This is a genomic window from Scandinavium manionii (genome assembly GCF_024764775.1).
In the GTDB taxonomy this organism is placed as follows: domain Bacteria; phylum Pseudomonadota; class Gammaproteobacteria; order Enterobacterales; family Enterobacteriaceae; genus Scandinavium; species Scandinavium manionii.
This window is the reverse complement of record NZ_JALIGC010000036.1, coordinates 77075-92366: the sequence shown is the minus strand read 5'-3', so window position 1 is coordinate 92366 and position 15292 is coordinate 77075. Positions and strand designations below refer to the sequence as shown.

The 15292-nt window shown below is 54.2% G+C and carries 18 protein-coding genes; 6 read left to right on the top strand and 12 right to left on the bottom strand.

The annotated features are described in order from the left end of the window. Positions 1-100: 100 nt before the first annotated feature. The 3 genes from MUU51_RS08315 to citG are packed head-to-tail and all read left to right on the top strand — an operon-like array spanning position 101 to position 2806. A complete protein-coding gene (locus MUU51_RS08315; protein WP_159774061.1) occupies positions 101-1465 on the top strand; it encodes a 2-hydroxycarboxylate transporter family protein in 1365 nt (454 codons plus the stop codon). 23 nt (positions 1466-1488) lie between these two features. After that, on the top strand, positions 1489-2028 hold the full coding sequence (gene citX, locus MUU51_RS08310) for a citrate lyase holo-[acyl-carrier protein] synthase (RefSeq protein WP_159774007.1): 540 nt from the start codon (positions 1489-1491) through the stop codon (positions 2026-2028). Next, positions 2006-2806, top strand: coding sequence for a triphosphoribosyl-dephospho-CoA synthase CitG (gene citG / locus MUU51_RS08305; protein WP_159774005.1), 801 nt, complete (start codon positions 2006-2008; stop codon positions 2804-2806). Before citX ends, citG begins: the two co-directional genes overlap by 23 nt. Positions 2807-2849: 43 nt before the next feature. On the opposite strand, the gene MUU51_RS08300 is transcribed toward citG, so the two are convergent. The 4 genes from MUU51_RS08300 to mutY form a co-directional block, all read right to left on the bottom strand. Next, positions 2850-4106: a nucleoside permease gene (locus MUU51_RS08300; RefSeq protein ID WP_258967573.1), complete on the bottom strand. Its 1257-nt coding sequence runs from the start codon at positions 4104-4106 to the stop codon at positions 2850-2852. A 226-nt stretch (positions 4107-4332) separates the two neighbouring features. Further along, entirely contained in the window at positions 4333-5412 is a 1080-nt protein-coding gene (gene mltC, locus MUU51_RS08295; RefSeq protein ID WP_258967572.1) for a membrane-bound lytic murein transglycosylase MltC, read from the bottom strand. A 46-nt stretch (positions 5413-5458) separates the two neighbouring features. Then, the gene (locus MUU51_RS08290; RefSeq protein WP_110511928.1) at positions 5459-5734 is read right to left on the bottom strand and encodes an oxidative damage protection protein; all 276 of its coding nucleotides are present in this window, start codon (positions 5732-5734) and stop codon (positions 5459-5461) included. Between the two features lie 25 nt (positions 5735-5759). Next, on the bottom strand, positions 5760-6812 hold the full coding sequence (mutY, locus tag MUU51_RS08285; protein WP_258967571.1) for an A/G-specific adenine glycosylase: 1053 nt from the start codon (positions 6810-6812) through the stop codon (positions 5760-5762). A 143-nt stretch (positions 6813-6955) separates the two neighbouring features. On the opposite strand from mutY, the gene trmB reads away from it, so the two are divergent. From trmB to MUU51_RS08270, 3 genes are read left to right on the top strand one after another with little or no spacing between them, the layout of a single operon-like run. After that, on the top strand, positions 6956-7675 hold the full coding sequence (gene trmB, locus MUU51_RS08280; protein ID WP_159773997.1) for a tRNA (guanosine(46)-N7)-methyltransferase TrmB: 720 nt from the start codon (positions 6956-6958) through the stop codon (positions 7673-7675). Beyond that, positions 7675-8001, top strand: a complete 327-nt coding sequence (locus MUU51_RS08275) for a YggL family protein (RefSeq protein ID WP_110511931.1) — start codon at positions 7675-7677, stop codon at positions 7999-8001. Before trmB ends, MUU51_RS08275 begins: the two co-directional genes overlap by 1 nt. Positions 8002-8055: 54 nt before the next feature. Continuing rightward, complete coding sequence (locus MUU51_RS08270) at positions 8056-8775, top strand: YggN family protein (protein WP_159773995.1); 720 nt, start codon at positions 8056-8058, stop codon at positions 8773-8775. 57 nt (positions 8776-8832) lie between these two features. Here the strand turns inward: MUU51_RS08270 and MUU51_RS08265 are convergent, their stop codons facing one another. From MUU51_RS08265 to MUU51_RS08230, 8 genes are all read right to left on the bottom strand, one after another. Continuing rightward, the gene (locus MUU51_RS08265; RefSeq protein WP_258967570.1) at positions 8833-10134 is read right to left on the bottom strand and encodes a TRAP transporter large permease; all 1302 of its coding nucleotides are present in this window, start codon (positions 10132-10134) and stop codon (positions 8833-8835) included. Continuing rightward, complete coding sequence (locus MUU51_RS08260) at positions 10134-10637, bottom strand: TRAP transporter small permease (protein WP_159774057.1); 504 nt, start codon at positions 10635-10637, stop codon at positions 10134-10136. The genes MUU51_RS08265 and MUU51_RS08260 overlap by 1 nt, the downstream gene beginning before the upstream one ends. A gap of 47 nt (positions 10638-10684) precedes the next feature. After that, complete coding sequence (locus MUU51_RS08255) at positions 10685-11671, bottom strand: TRAP transporter substrate-binding protein (protein ID WP_159773991.1); 987 nt, start codon at positions 11669-11671, stop codon at positions 10685-10687. Between the two features lie 305 nt (positions 11672-11976). Continuing rightward, positions 11977-13113, bottom strand: coding sequence for a radical SAM family heme chaperone HemW (gene hemW / locus MUU51_RS08250; protein WP_159773989.1), 1137 nt, complete (start codon positions 13111-13113; stop codon positions 11977-11979). After that, positions 13113-13700, bottom strand: coding sequence for an XTP/dITP diphosphatase (locus MUU51_RS08245; RefSeq protein WP_258967569.1), 588 nt, complete (start codon positions 13698-13700; stop codon positions 13113-13115). Before MUU51_RS08245 ends, hemW begins: the two co-directional genes overlap by 1 nt. 11 nt (positions 13701-13711) lie before the next feature. Further along, a complete protein-coding gene (gene yggU, locus MUU51_RS08240) occupies positions 13712-13999 on the bottom strand; it encodes a DUF167 family protein YggU (protein WP_258967568.1) in 288 nt (95 codons plus the stop codon). Continuing rightward, the gene (locus tag MUU51_RS08235; RefSeq protein WP_258967567.1) at positions 13996-14562 is read right to left on the bottom strand and encodes a YggT family protein; all 567 of its coding nucleotides are present in this window, start codon (positions 14560-14562) and stop codon (positions 13996-13998) included. Before MUU51_RS08235 ends, yggU begins: the two co-directional genes overlap by 4 nt. 22 nt (positions 14563-14584) lie before the next feature. Next, positions 14585-15289 (bottom strand): YggS family pyridoxal phosphate-dependent enzyme, encoded by a 705-nt coding sequence (locus MUU51_RS08230; protein ID WP_159774055.1) that lies wholly within the window; start codon positions 15287-15289, stop codon positions 14585-14587. Between the last annotated feature and the right edge of the window lie 3 nt (positions 15290-15292).

The window sequence follows — 15292 nt, the reverse complement described above, 5'->3', positions numbered from 1 at the left end:
ATAGTGACCATAAAAACTTCAGTTTTAATCTGAATTTCCTCACGTAAAGGCGAACGCGGGGCCTCTAAGATGAGAGCGTGAAATAACCAAGGGGCTGATGATGAGCACGACCGATGATTCTTTTACTGTTAACCATGAACCAATAAATATTCCGAAAACATCACTGAGAGAGAAGTGGTGGCACATTATGGATAGCTGGAAAATAGGGATCATTCCTCTGCCGCTGTTTCTGCTTGCCGGGGCGCTAATCGCCATTGATTGCCTCGGGGGCAAATTGCCGAGTGACATCGTGGTGATGGTCGCCACGCTGGCCTTCTTCGGCTTCGCCTGTGGTGAGTTCGGCAAGCGTTTGCCGATTGTGGGTAAATTCGGCGCGGCGGCTATCTGCGCCACGTTTATTCCTTCCGCGCTGGTCTATTATGGCCTGCTGCCGGATGTAGTTGTGGAATCGACCACTAAATTCTACAAATCCACCAACATTCTGTACCTGTACATCTGCTGCATTATCGTTGGCAGCATCATGAGTATGAACCGCACCACGCTGATTCAGGGCTTCCTGCGCATCTTCTTCCCGATGCTGTGCGGCGAAGTGGTCGGCATGGTCGTGGGGATGGGCGTCGGCATGGCGCTGGGGCTGGAACCGTTCCAGATTTTCTTCTTCATCATTCTGCCTATCATGGCGGGCGGCGTGGGCGAAGGGGCGATTCCGTTGTCGATAGGCTATGCCACTTTACTGCATATGGATCAGGGCGTGGCACTTGGGCGCGTGCTGCCGATGGTGATGCTGGGCGGGCTGACGGCGATTGTGATTTCAGGCTGTCTGAATCAGCTCGGCAAGCGTTACCCGCATCTGACCGGAGAAGGGCAACTGATGCCTGCGCGCGACGGTGAACCTGATTCTGCCCCGGACGCGGCAGTCTCCAGCGGAAAAACGGATGTGACGACTATCGCGTCGGGTGCGCTGCTGGCGGTACTGCTCTACATGCTCGGGATGCTCGGCTACAAGTTGATTGGCCTACCTGCGCCGGTGGGAATGCTGTTTATCGCCGTGTTCATCAAGCTGGTGAACGGTGTATCGCCGCGTCTGCTGGACGGCTCACAGGTGGTGTACAAATTCTTCCAGACCGCGGTGACGTATCCGGTGCTGTTCGCGGTTGGCGTGGCTATCACGCCATGGAATGAGCTGATGGCGGCATTTACGATCAGCAACCTGCTGGTTATCGTCAGCACCGTGTCGGCGCTGGTGGCGACCGGTTTTTTTGTGGGTAAAAAGATTGGCATGCATCCGATTGATGTGGCGATTGTTTCCTGCTGCCAGAGCGGGCAGGGCGGCACCGGGGATGTGGCTATCCTGACTGCGGGTAACCGCATGAGCCTGATGCCGTTTGCTCAAATCGCAACGCGTATAGGCGGGGCCATTAATGTCGCGTTGTCGCTGCTTATCCTCAGTAAATTTCTTGCCTGATTAACGGACGAAGGAGAGAAAGTATGACCCTCGAAACGCTGCACCGACCGGGCGTGAAACTGGACGAGATGCTGGCCGCGAAGGACAACCGCGCCGCGCGTCAGACCGACTGGCTGCTGCATTACGGCCAGCCGGTGGTGTCCCTGACGCTGGTGACGCCCGGCGAAGTGAAAGACAGTATCCGCTATCGCAACAGCATGGGCGTTGCCATCCAGGCCTGCGACCAGCTGCTGTGGCAGCATCACTGGCAGGTGCTCGACCGCCAGGTGTTGTGGCTGCCGACCGGGCCGGAAGCCCTGTGGTGCGTGGCGCATAGCGCCGCTGAAATTAAAGCTCATGCGACTACCCTGGAGCAGTCGCATCCGCTGGGCCGTCTGTGGGATATCGACGTGATTTGTCCGCAGAGTGGCCCGGTTGGGCGCACCTCATTGGGCCGCACACAGCGCCGTTGCCTGCTGTGTGATGAACCGGCTCATGCCTGCTCACGTTCCCGTCGTCATGAGCAGGCGTTAGTGGTTGCCAGCGTGGAGAAACTCATTGATGACTGGTTTGCACGCGACTAAACCGCGCGTTAAAAATGTCCCGGCGTTGGCAGAAGAGGCGCTGTGGCAGGAGCTGGAGCTGACGCCAAAACCGGGGCTGGTGGACCGGCGTAACAACGGCTCTCATCGCGATATGGACCACGCGCTGTTTGAGCGCAGCATCCGGGCGATTACGCCATGGTTTGCGCGTTTTGCTGAACTCGGAGCACAGCACGCGACGCGCGATATTACCGAACAGCTGCGCATTCTGCGCCCGATGGGTATCGCCTGTGAGCAAGCGATGTACTCGGCAACCGACGGTATTAACAGCCATAAAGGCGGGATATTTTCTCTCGGCCTGCTGTGCTTTTCCGCCGGACGTATCGGTGACGCGACCGCAGAGAATTTATGCCTGCAGGTGCGGGGGATATGCCGGGGCGTGGTCGCCCGCGAACTGATGGTTCGCACATCGGCGACCACGGCGGGCGAGCGTCAGTTTCAGCAGTTTGGCCTGACGGGCGCGCGCGGCGAAGCGGAAAGCGGTTTCGCGACGGTCAACGCCGTTTTACCGCACTGGAACCGCTATCGACTCGACGAGATGCTGCTGCGACTGATGGCCATTAATCCTGACAGCAATCTGGTGTCGCGTGGCGGAATGGCCGGGCTGGAATACGTCCGGCACGCTGCGCAAAACCTGTTGCGTGACGGCTGGGACAAACACGCGTTAGAGGCGATGGACGATGCGCTGATAGCACGGAATTTAAGCCCGGGGGGCAGCGCAGATTTGCTGTCGGTGGCGTGGGTACTCGGGGAATTGTAAGCCCGGCAGGCGTAGCGCCGCCGGGCATTAATGTGAAATTCGATTAGTGGGCAACCGGCTGCGCGGCCGCAACCGTTGGCACATGTTTGTATTTGAACAATGCCACGAATGCGAAGGCCAGCACCAGCGAATACCCCGCGAAAATCAGCCACACGCTCTGCCAGTCGGTATTGCCGTTCACGGTGTACATCTCAACGACTTTACCGCTCACCATGCCTCCTAGGATGCAGCCGAAGCCGTTGGTCATCATCAGGAACATCCCTTGCGCACTGGCGCGAATTTCAGGTCGCACCTCTTTCTCAACAAACACCGAACCGGAAATGTTGAAGAAGTCGAACGCGCAGCCGTAGACGATCATCGACAGCACCAGCAGGATGGTACCGAACGCGGACGGGTCGCCATAGGCGAACAGACCGAAGCGCAGCATCCACGCGAAAATACTGATAAGCATCACGTTCTTAATACCGTAACGGCTCAGGAAGAACGGGATGGTGAGGATGAACAGGGTTTCGGAAATCTGGGAAATCGACATCATCACCGACGCGTGTTCAACGATAAAGCTTCCGGAGAACAGCGGGTTGTTATCGAAGCTGTGCAGGAAGGTGTTGCCGAACATATTGGTGATTTGCAGTTCAGCGCCGAGCAGCATGGAGAAGATAAAGAATATCGCCATGCGTTTGTTTTTAAACAGCGCGAAGGCATCAAGGCCCAGCATGGTGCTCCAGCTCTGGTTTTTCTGCTGCTGCGAAACCGGAATGTGCGGCAGTGTCAGGGTGAACAGGCTCAGCACCAGCGACAGCGCCGCGCCGATGTACAGCTGCATGTGGCTCAGTTCAAAGCCAGAGAAGCTCACTGCCCACATTGCCATGATAAAGCCGATGGTGCCCCAGATACGGATTGGCGGGAAATCGGTGACGATATCCATGCCCGCTGATTTCAGGCGATAGTAGGAGATAGTGTTCACCAGCCCAAGCGTCGGCATATAGGCCAGCGAGTTAAGCAGGATGACGATGAACATTTCGCCCGGCGTGGTGACCTGCGCCGCCATAAACAGCGTGCCTGCGCCGACTAAATGGCACAGCGCATATACCCATTTCGCACTGATCCATTTATCCGCCATGATGCCGAGCAGCGTCGGCATAAAGACCGCCGCAATCCCCAACGAGCTATACACCGCACCGATGGATGCACCGTCAAATTTGAGCGTGACGAACATATAGGAGCCGAGGGTTGTCAGCCAGCTCCCCCAGAGGCAGAACTGCAGGAACGACAGTATTTTAAGCTGCAGCTTAAGGTTCATGTTATTTTCCTCACAAAGTGACCGGCTGTGTGTTTTTATTGAAACATTTATGGCGTGAATTTGATGCGATTCTATCGAGGTCGGGGTCGGCGTTTTGTTACCTCCAGCAAAAAAATGCAATATTTATTCTTTTGCAGAGTGGATTAGTGACGCAAATAACATTTTCGTATGGTGGGGGCGGATTTTGTGTGGGCTGATGCCCTCACCCGTGGGGTGAGGACATCAATTACTTCCGGCGGTAACTCTTCTGGGTGTTGTTCACTTTATACAGATAGCGGCGCGATTCTTGCGACGGATGACGCGTCGTCAGCGTTTGGTAAACGTCGCCCGGCGCCATGCTGTTAATGATGTTCGCCGCCTGAACTTTATCGCTGGAGAACACGCGGAGTACGCTGCCCGCGCCACCGTTATAAGCGGTGATCACCGCGTAGCGGCGTGAGGTCGGGTTATCAATTCCACCCAGATAAACATTGCTCAACATCGCCAGATACGCGGTGCCGGTATCAATGTTGTTGGCCGGGTCGAACAGATAGCTGCGGCTTGGCGTCCCGGATTTCCCCTGCGCCTTATACACATCTTTCCCCGCGGTATGCTGAACCACCTGCATCAATCCCAGCGCATCGGAATTACTGACTGCGTACGGGTTAAATGAGGATTCGGTCTGCATAATCGCCAGAATCAGTGACTCATCCACGCCATACTTGCGCGAGGCCTGACGTACCATGCCGATGTATTTATGCGCACGTTTATCGAGGTGGTTTGGCACCAGGTTGATGGTCACGCTGTAGATAACGTGCAGCCCGTCGCTGCGGCTCTTCAGACGGTTTTGCAACAGCCAGTCAGCGTAGTTCGACGCGCGGCCTTGCCAGCGAATCGGCTGCCCGGTGTTATCCACCACCTGACCGTACAGGAACGGCTCTTTGGAAATCTGGATATCATCGGCGTCGGAATAGAGATCGACCGAACCCGGATCGTCGCCCATCAACAGCGTTTTGATGATGGTCTGGCGAAGATGGCTCGCAGGATCGGTTCCGGCGATGGTTTCAAAGGTGATGGTGCCATTATCAAAGTTGATATGGCTGCGAGTGTAATACTGGTCGGAATACTTCACGTAGTCCTTCGGTCCGGCGACCAGAACTTCGTTGTATCCCCAGATGTTCTCTATGTTATGGGCAAACTGCCCCATCAAAATGTCAAAACCGTTGGTGTCTTTTACCCAAGCTTCATTATAGGGCGTGCCCTTTTTGGAGCCTGAACACGAAATGAGCAACGGCGCAATCAGGGCTAGCGCTAAATATTTTTTCATCATTCCGGGAAGTGTCGTCAGGTTGAAATAAAGGGCCGAAAGGCCCTTATTGTTTTTCTGGCGGCGTATAGCCTTCGATGTGAACGTCTTTACCCTCGAACAGGAAGTTAACCATCTCCTGCTCCAGCAGTTTGCGGTGCTCCGGGTTCATCATGGTGAGTTTTTTCTCGTTGATGAGCATGGTCTGCTTATGCTGCCACTGACCCCAGGCTTCTTTAGAGATTTCGTTATAGATACGTTTTCCGAGCTCGCCCGGATACAGTTGGAAGTCCTGGCCTTCAGCGTCGCGCTGCAGGAAGGTACAAAAAATGGTTCTGCTCATGACTATTCCTCTTTATGGCCGTCGCTCAAACCAGAGCGCCGGCGCGTAACTGCTGTAACAGACGCTCCACGGGGGCCGCCAGCCCGACTGACGGTGGCTGGGCTAAGTTATACCAGAGAGCGCCGCCTTCATCCATGCACGCGTCTATCGACTGCACACTGAGCCACATAGGCACAATATCTAAATGGAAATGGCTGAAAGTATGGCGAAAAGCCGTTTGCTGCGCGAGTGACGTGGCTTTTATCTGACGCGAGGCCAACCATTCGAGAAGTTCTTCCTCGGAGGTGAACTGTGGAAAACAGAACAGCCCACCCCACAGACCGCTTGGCGGACGCTGAAGCAGGAACACCTCGTCGTCGTGCTGCATAATCAGGAAATACCCCACGCGTTCCGGCAGGGTCTGCTTCGGTTTCTTGCCGGGATACTGTGCCCACGAGTGGTTGGCATACGCCACGCAGCCGTTGTTCAGCGGACAGAGTTCGCACTTAGGTTTTGAACGGGTGCAGACCATCGCGCCCAAATCCATCATCGCCTGATTAAAACGCTCCACGCCTTTCGCCGGGGTCACGTCTTCACTGATTTCCCACAGCCGTTTTTCCACGTCTTTCTTACCCGGCCAGCCGTTCACCGCGTAGCAGCGCGCGAGCACCCGTTTCACGTTGCCATCGAGAATGGGGAAATGTTTACCCAGCGACAGGGAAAGCACCGCGCCCGCAGTAGAACGGCCGACGCCGGGCAGGGCAGAAACTTCCTCGAACGTTTCCGGAAACTTGCCGTTATGCAGCGTCGCGACCTGCTGGGCGGCTTTGTGCAGATTGCGCGCCCGGGCGTAATAGCCGAGGCCCGTCCACAGGTGCAGCACTTCATCGAGCGGCGCATTCGCGAGATCGGTGATGGTCGGAAAACGCGCCATAAAGCGCTCAAAATAAGGAATAACGGTAGCAACCTGAGTTTGTTGCAACATCACCTCAGAGAGCCATACTTTGTACGGCGTTTTTTCCATTTGCCAGGGCAGGGTCTTACGCCCATATTTGTCGTACCAGTCCAGCACCTGGGCTGAAAATTGAGAGGCTTGCATGGCTACCGATTCGCTGTATCAGGGACGCAGATTGCAGCACAGCGCCATCGGGCTGTAAACCGGATCTTTCCCATGCTTGCATACTTCGCCTGAGTTTGGATAATGCCCGTTTCCCGAATACTCATCAGGTAGACAGAATTTTTATGAACAACGACGTCATTTCACCGGATTTTGATGAAAACGGCCGCCCTCTGCGCCGTATTCGTAGCTTTGTCCGCCGTCAGGGCCGCCTGACCAAAGGGCAGCAGCACGCGCTGGATAACTATTGGCCGGTGATGGGTGTCGAGTTTAGCGAAACGCCTGTCGACTTTGCCGCTCTGTTTGGCCGCGATGCGCCGACCACACTGGAAATCGGTTTCGGCATGGGCGCCTCGCTTGTCACCATGGCGAGCGCCAAACCAGAGCAGAACTTCTTAGGCATTGAAGTCCACTCTCCAGGCGTCGGCGCGTGTCTCGCGTCTGCCCATGAAGAGGGTGTGGAAAACCTGCGCGTGATGTGTCACGACGCGGTTGAAGTGCTGCATAAAATGGTTCCTGACAATTCTTTGAACATGGTACAGCTGTTTTTCCCTGACCCGTGGCATAAAGCGCGTCATAATAAACGCCGTATCGTTCAGGCTCCTTTTGCAGAGCTTGTGAAGAGTAAGCTGAAGCTTGGCGGCGTCTTCCACATGGCGACCGATTGGGAAGCTTATGCGGAGCACATGCTGGAAGTGATGTCGTCACTCGACGGGTATAAAAACCTTTCTGAAAGCAACGACTACGTACCGCGTCCGGATTCACGTCCGGTGACCAAATTTGAACAGCGTGGCCATCGTCTTGGTCACGGCGTTTGGGACTTAATGTTCGAGAGGGTGAAATAATGGCGAAGAACCGTAGCCGTCGTCTGCGTAAAAAAATGCACATCGACGAGTTTCAGGAATTAGGATTTTCCGTTGCATGGCGTTTCCCGGAAGGCACGACTGAAGAACAAATCGACCATATCGTTGATGAGTTTATCAACGAGGTGATTGAGCCGAATAAACTGGCCTTTGATGGCAGCGGCTATCTGGCCTGGGAAGGTCTGATTTGCATGCAGGAAATCGGTAAATGTACCGAAGAACACCAGGCCGCCGTGCGTAAATGGCTGGAAGACAGGAAGTTCGAAGAGGTACGCACCAGCGAACTTTTCGACGTTTGGTGGGACTAAACAAACATAAGGGGCCAGCAATCGCTGGCCCGTTTTGTCTTTACAGGAGTTTCTATGATGCGCAAAACGCTGCTGGCAGCGGCTCTCTGCGTCACCGCATTTGCCGCTCAGGCGGATTATCAGTGCAGCGTGACCCCACGTGATGACGTTATCCTCAGCCCGCAAACCGTGCAGGTGAAAGGGGAGAACGGCAATCTGGTCATCACCCCTGATGGCAACGTGATGTATAACGGCAAACAGTACACGCTCAGTGCTGCTCAGCGTGAGCAGGCGAAAGACTACCAGACCGATCTGCGCAGCGCGCTGCCGTGGATTGACGAAGGCGCCCGTTCCCGCGTCGACAAAGGCCGTGTCGCGCTGGACAAAATCATCACCGAGCAGGTTGGGGCCAGCAGCAATATGCATGGACGTCTGACCAAACTTGATGCCCAGCTGAAAGAGCAGATGAACCGTATTATTGAGCATCGTACCGATGGCCTGACGTTCCACTACAAAGGTATCGATCAGGTTCGCGCTGATGGCCAGGAACTGGTGAATCAGGCGATGGGCGGTATTTTGCAGGACAGCATTAATGAGATGGGCGCGAAAGCGGTCGTCAAAGGCGGTGGTAATCCACTGCAAGGTATTTTAGGCAGCCTCGGCGGTCTGCAGGGCGCGATTCAGGATGAATGGAAGAGCCAGCAGGCAGATTTCCAGAAGTTCGGCAAAGACGTGTGTAGTCGCGTTGTGTCGCTGGAAGACAGCCGTAAAACGCTGGTGAGTTCGCTGAAGTAAACTCAGTGACCCTCGCGCAGGCCGGACGCCAACGCGAGGGTCAGACTGTTAAGGTTGTTACATCAGCCCCAGTGCCTGGGGAATAAACAGTGAAATCTGCGGGACGTAGGTTATCAACATCAACGCAACCAGCAGGGCAACGTAGAAGGGCAGCAGCGGTTTGATCAGGTGCTGGATCTTCACCCCGGAAATTGAACATCCCACGAACAATGCGCTACCGACCGGCGGTGTTAACAGACCGAAACACAGGTTAGCCACCATCATAATTCCGAAATGAACCGGGTCCATACCCAGTTCCTGAGCAATCGGCAGGAAGATAGGCGTGAAGATAAGCACTGCCGGGGTCATATCCATAAAGATGCCCACGATCAGCAGCACGATATTAATCAACAGCAAAATGATCAACGGGTTATCGGAGATGCCCATCAGTGTGTCGCTAATCAGGTACGGGATATCCGCATTGGTCATCGCCCATGACATACCGACGGAAAAGCCAATTAACAACAGCACGATAGACGTTGTGACCACCGATTCGAGGATAAGCTTCGGCAAATCGCGCCACTTCACTTCGCGGTAAATAAGCACCGAGAGAATAAAGGTATACACCACCGCAATCGCGGAGGCTTCGGTAGCCGTGAAGATGCCACCCAGAATCCCCCCCATCACAATCACCACCAACAGTAGGCTGGGTAGCGCATCCAGTAAGGCTTTTGCGGCCTGTGCACAGGTTGGGCGTTCAGACAGCGGATACCCCCGGCGTTTGGCGATAATCGCGCACACCACCATGATAGCCAGACCCATCAGGATACCGGGTAGATAACCTGCCATGAACAGTGAGGCGACAGAGACTCCCCCTGCCGTCAGTGAGAAAACAATCAGCACGTTGGACGGTGGAATAAGCAAACCGGTAATACATGATGAAACGTTTACCGCAGTGGAAAAGGCCGGGTCATATCCTTTTTGGGCCTGAATCGGATTTAAGGTCCCGCCGACCGCAGCGGCAGCGGCAACCGCTGAACCGGAAATGGAACCAAACATCATGTTAGCCAGCACATTCACATGACCCAGTGAACCAGGCACCCGACCGACCATGACCTGAGCGAGGTTGATAAGGCGAATGGCTATCCCGCCGCTGTTCATCAGCGTGCCGGCGAAAATAAAGAACGGAATAGCCAGCAGGGCAAAGCTATCCAGCCCGTTGGCCAGGCGTTGAGAAACGGTAATCACCGCAATATCCCAGGGAAACATCAGCAGCATTGAGGTAACTGTGGCGATGCCAATGGAAAAAGAGATAGGAACGCCGATGAACACCAGGGCAAAGAAGCAACCGAACAATGTAAGGGCGATATATCCTTCCATTAGTGTGCCGCCTCCTGCGGATGAGTCAGACGATGAAGATTCAGCTGAATAAAGTACAACGCGTAAAACATCATCATGGCGCCACACAGCGGCAGAATGAGATAGACGTAGCCCATCGGAATTTGCATCGCGGCGGACACCTGCGCGGTGGCGAGAGTCTTATTGATAAGTTTTATACCCCCTGTCACCACCACCAGGCCGGAGAAAAGGAAAATCAGGCTATTAATGAGGATGTTCAGCAGCGCCTGTTTTCGGGCATTCAGCGCCATCGCCAGCAGATCAATCGCCAAATGGCGTTGTGCGCCGACGGTGTAGGCAGCACCTGACAGGCCGACCCAAATCATCAGAAAACGCGCCAGTTCGTCAGTCATCGTACTGGGTTGGTTAAGCACGTAGCGGCTGAACACTTGCCACACCACACAGACCACCAGTGCCACCATTACGGCGATGGAAAACGCCGCAATAGTGCCGTCCACCACCTGTTTAATGCGGTTTAAAATCATCATGGAATACCCCGGAGAGAAGGGCCTGTTACCAGGCCCGTGTCACGTTATTGCGCGGCTTGTTCGAATTTCGCCAGTAAAGCGGCCTGCTGCGGATCTTTTTTGAAATCGTCATACAGCGGTTGTACGGCAGCCCGGAACGGGGCTTTATCCACCGTGACAAAGGTGCCACCCATCGCTTTGGCCTGGGCGCGGGTTTCTGCTTCAACACCGGCCCAGGCTTTTTGCTGCCAGACCTCGGAGTCTTTCGCAGCTTTACTCAGGATTTGCTGTTGTTCCGGGGTTAGCTTGTTCCAGGTTTTGGTCGAGATAACCAGGAAGTCAGGAATAGAGGAGTGTTCATCTTCGGAGAAGACTTTGGCGATTTCGATGTGGCGGGTTTGCACCCAGGAAGGGACGTTATTTTCTGCACCATCCACCACTCCTTGCTGCATGGCGGTATACACCTCACCGAAGGAGATAGGGGTAGGCGAACCGCCCATTAACTCGACCATGCGTAAGGTCGTAGGGCTTGCCTGAACACGAATTTTCAAACCTTTGAGGTCTTCAGGTTTCGTTATCGGTTTTTTTGCGTAGAAACTACGGGTACCGGCAATATAAGCGGAAAGGGCAAAGAAACCTTTATCTTTACTGGATCCCATAATTTCTTTGCCAACGTTGCCAAAGACGACGTTATCAAAATGTTTCTGATCTTTAAATAAATAAGGAAGGTTATAAATAGCGTAGATATTATCAAATGACTCCAGATCGCTGGCGGAGCCTTTGGTCATATCCAACGCACCGTTTTGCAATAATTCCATGGTTTCCCGCGCACTGCCCATCTGGCTGCTCGGATAAATACGGATTGTCATTTTACCGTCAGAAAGCTGTTTGACCTCCTTCGCCATTTGCTCGAAAGCCTGATGTACCACATGGCTTCGCTCAAGGTTGTGTGCCAGCTTTAAGGTCACTTTTTCCGCTGCTTGTGCAGTCGTTGCAAAGAAGGCAAGCATTGAAATGCCCAGCAAGGAACGGGCGATAGTGTTCATTTTCATTATTGGCTCCATGCACATAAATAAGAAGATGATGGTATATAGAAAACCACATACCACAAGAATCTGTATGACATCCTATCCTGGTTGTCAGACATCAATGCACAACCAAGTTCACAGATTTACGCCGAAAAATAAATAGCCGCTTAATTTTGTGCGCTGGGTTAGGTTTATTTTTGTTTTTATTCGGAAGGGGTAAATAAAAAAATAATTATAAATGAATAACTCATATATAATATCGATGAATTAGCTCGGAAATGTCGAATGGATGATGCCTGTGAATAATATACAGGCATCATGCTTTGTGTTTATTCGCTGAGGAATAATTCGAGTAACGAATTCAGGAACAGTTTCCCGTGCTCGGTAATCTGCCAGAATTGCTCGCACTCGCTGAGATAACCCTGGGCGATGGCTTCATCAATCTGCGCACGAACCGCAGACTCCGGTAAACCCGTGAACGCGGTAAATTCAGCGCGAGGGGCAGGTTCCAGCAGGCGGAAGCGGTTCATAAAGAACTCGAACGGCTTGTCAGTGGTTTCGACGTCGTGCTGACGCTCCAGATACCGGCCTTCCATATAGCCACGCGGATGACGAGTTTTGGCGGTACGCAAAATGCGCCCATCCGGGAATGTGACTTTACCGTGCGCGCCACAGCCAATGCCCAGGTAATCACCGAATCGCCAGTAGTTCAGGTTGTGCTGACACTGATAGCCCGGCTTGGCGTAGGCTGACGTTTCATACTGCTGATAGCCCGCGGCACTCAGCAGCTGGTGGCCCTGCTCATAGATATCCCACAGCGCGTCGTCGTCCGGCAGTTTTGGTGGGCGAGAGCCAAACAGCGTGTTCGGTTCGATGGTGAGCTGATACCACGACAAATGCGGCGGATTGAGCGCAATCGCCTGACGCAGATCGTCCAGCGCTTCTTCCAGCGACTGGTCTGGCAGGCCGTGCATCAGGTCAAGGTTAAAGCTGCGTAGGTTCAGACTTGTCGCCAGATGTGCCGCACGTTTCGCTTCGTCGGCGTCGTGAATACGCCCCAGACGTTTGAGTTTGGCTTCGCTAAAGCTCTGCACACCAATCGAAATGCGGTTTACGCCCGCGCGCTGATAATCCACAAAGCGGTCGGCTTCCACCGTGCCTGGGTTGGCTTCCATGGTGATTTCTGCATCGGCCGCCAGATTCAGGCGCGCGCGTACGCCATCCAGCAATGTTTGCATCGCCGGGCCAGACAGCAGGCTCGGCGTGCCTCCGCCGATGAAAATTGTTTTTACTTCGCGTCCCTGTGCGTAAGGCACGTCGACGTCTAAATCGGCGAGCAGATGCTGTACGTAGTCGTCATGCGGCACTTCGCCTTTCAGCGCGTGCGAATTGAAATCGCAGTACGGGCATTTCTGCACGCACCAGGGAATGTGAATATAAAGACTCAGCGGAGGGAGAACGGTCATTAACGCAGTGCTTCCAGTAACAGTTTCAGCGCCTGTCCGCGGTGGGACACGGCGATTTTTTCTTCACGGCTCAGTTCAGCCGCCGTTTTACCGGCGTCGGGAACAAAGAATATGGGGTCATAGCCAAAGCCACCGTTGCCCGCGGCTTCACGGGTAATCACGCCCGGCCAGCTGCCGTGGCACACCAGCGGCGTTGGGTCTTCGGCATGACGCATGTACACCAGCACGCAATGGAATTGCGCCTGACGTTTATCGTCGGGCACGTCTTTCAACGCAACCAGCAGCTTTTCCAGATTCTGCTGATCGCTGGCGTCAACGCCGGCATAGCGCGCGGAGTAGATACCCGGCGTACCGCCGAGAACGTCAACCGCCAGACCGGAATCATCAGCAATTGCAGGCAGGCCGGTGACTTTCGCTGCATGACGCGCTTTGAGAATCGCGTTCTCAATAAAGGTCAGCCCGGTTTCTTCCACCGACTCGACGTTCAGTTCGGTCTGTGCGACCACGTCGAGACCAAAATCGTTTAACAGCGAGGCAAGCTCGCGCACTTTACCGGCGTTACCGGTAGCCAGAACTACTTTTTGCATGGGATGTCCTGTCAGATGAGCGCGTCAACGCCCGAAGGGATTTGTTGCGGTTGAATGATTTTTACCTGCTTGTGGCGGCCCAATTCGCCTTTCTCAATTATCACCTGGCTCTTCGCGACGCGAAACTGTTTGGCGAGAAATTTTACCAAATGCGCATTGGCCTGGCCGTCCACCGGTGGTGCGGTGATGGCGACTTTTAGTTCGTCGCCATGCAATCCGACAATGCTGTCACGGCTGGCTTTCGGCTGAATGTACAGCTGTAAAACCAGCCCGTCGTCGCAGACTTCAACGGCACTCATAGTGCCATCCACAGCCCCGGCAACAGCATATTTCCGGTAGCCTGTAACAGCTCGGAGATACCCATGTTGGCCACGTACAGCAACAGAACGAGGATCATCGGGGAGACGTCGATACCCCCCATCGACGGCAGCATACCGCGAATTGGGCGCAGCAGCGGGTCGGCCAATTGCATCAGCACAAACTCAACCGGGCTACGACCGCGGCTGACCCAGCTCATAATCGCCATCAGCATCAGCACCCAGAAAATCAGCAGGCCGATGGTTTTCACCAGAATCAGCACCGCGGAAATCCAGATAATTGGCTGGAAGGTGATAACCATAAACAGCACGATAGCTTTCAGTACGCAGAGCACGAAGGCAATCAATAATGATGAACTGTCAATTGGCCCCATCGCAGGAATAACGCGACGCAGCGGTCCAACCAGCGGTTGAGTGGCTTTCACCACGAACTGCGAGAAGGGGTTGTAAAAATCACAGCGAGCCCACTGCATCCAGACGCGGAGCAGCATCACCATCGTGTACAGCTCAATCACTGTCGAAAGCAGGAAAGTCAACGTCTTCATGGCGTTCCTCAGTTTTCCTTATTTATTGTTGTGTGTAATCGCGCGCACCAAAAATGGCGGTACCGATGCGCACCATCGTGCTACCCGCCGCAATGGCGGCTTCCATGTCGTCTGACATACCCAGAGAGAGCGTGTCCACGGACGGATAGCGTGTTTTCAGCCGGGCAAATGCTACCGCCATTTGTTGGGCTACCGCAAACTGCCTTACATATTCTGACTCAGGCGCCGGAATGGCCATCAGCCCACGCAGGTTCAGACCTGGCAGAACAGCTACTTCGGCGGCCAGCGCATCGATTTCCTCTGGCGCGATACCGGATTTGCTCGATTCATCGCTGATGTTGACCTGAATAAGCACGTTCAGCGGCGGTAAATGCGCAGGGCGCTGCTCGCTCAAACGGCTGGCGATCCGCAGGCGATCAACGGTATGACACCAGTCGAAATGCTCTGCTACCAGACGACTTTTGTTCGACTGCAGCGGGCCAATAAAGTGCCACTGCAGGTCGTTTTGTCCCGCTTCCTGGAAATAGCGGACCTTTTCTATTCCTTCCTGAACGTAGTTTTCACCAAAGGCACGTTGGCCCGCAGCGATAGCTTCTTCGATGGCGCTCGCAGGTTTCGTTTTACTCACTGCAAGTAACGTAACTTCTTCTGGAGCACGGCCGCAAAGGGCGACAGCGGCTGAGATTTTGTCCCTGACCTGTGTCAGGTTATGCGCAATGTCGTTCATTTT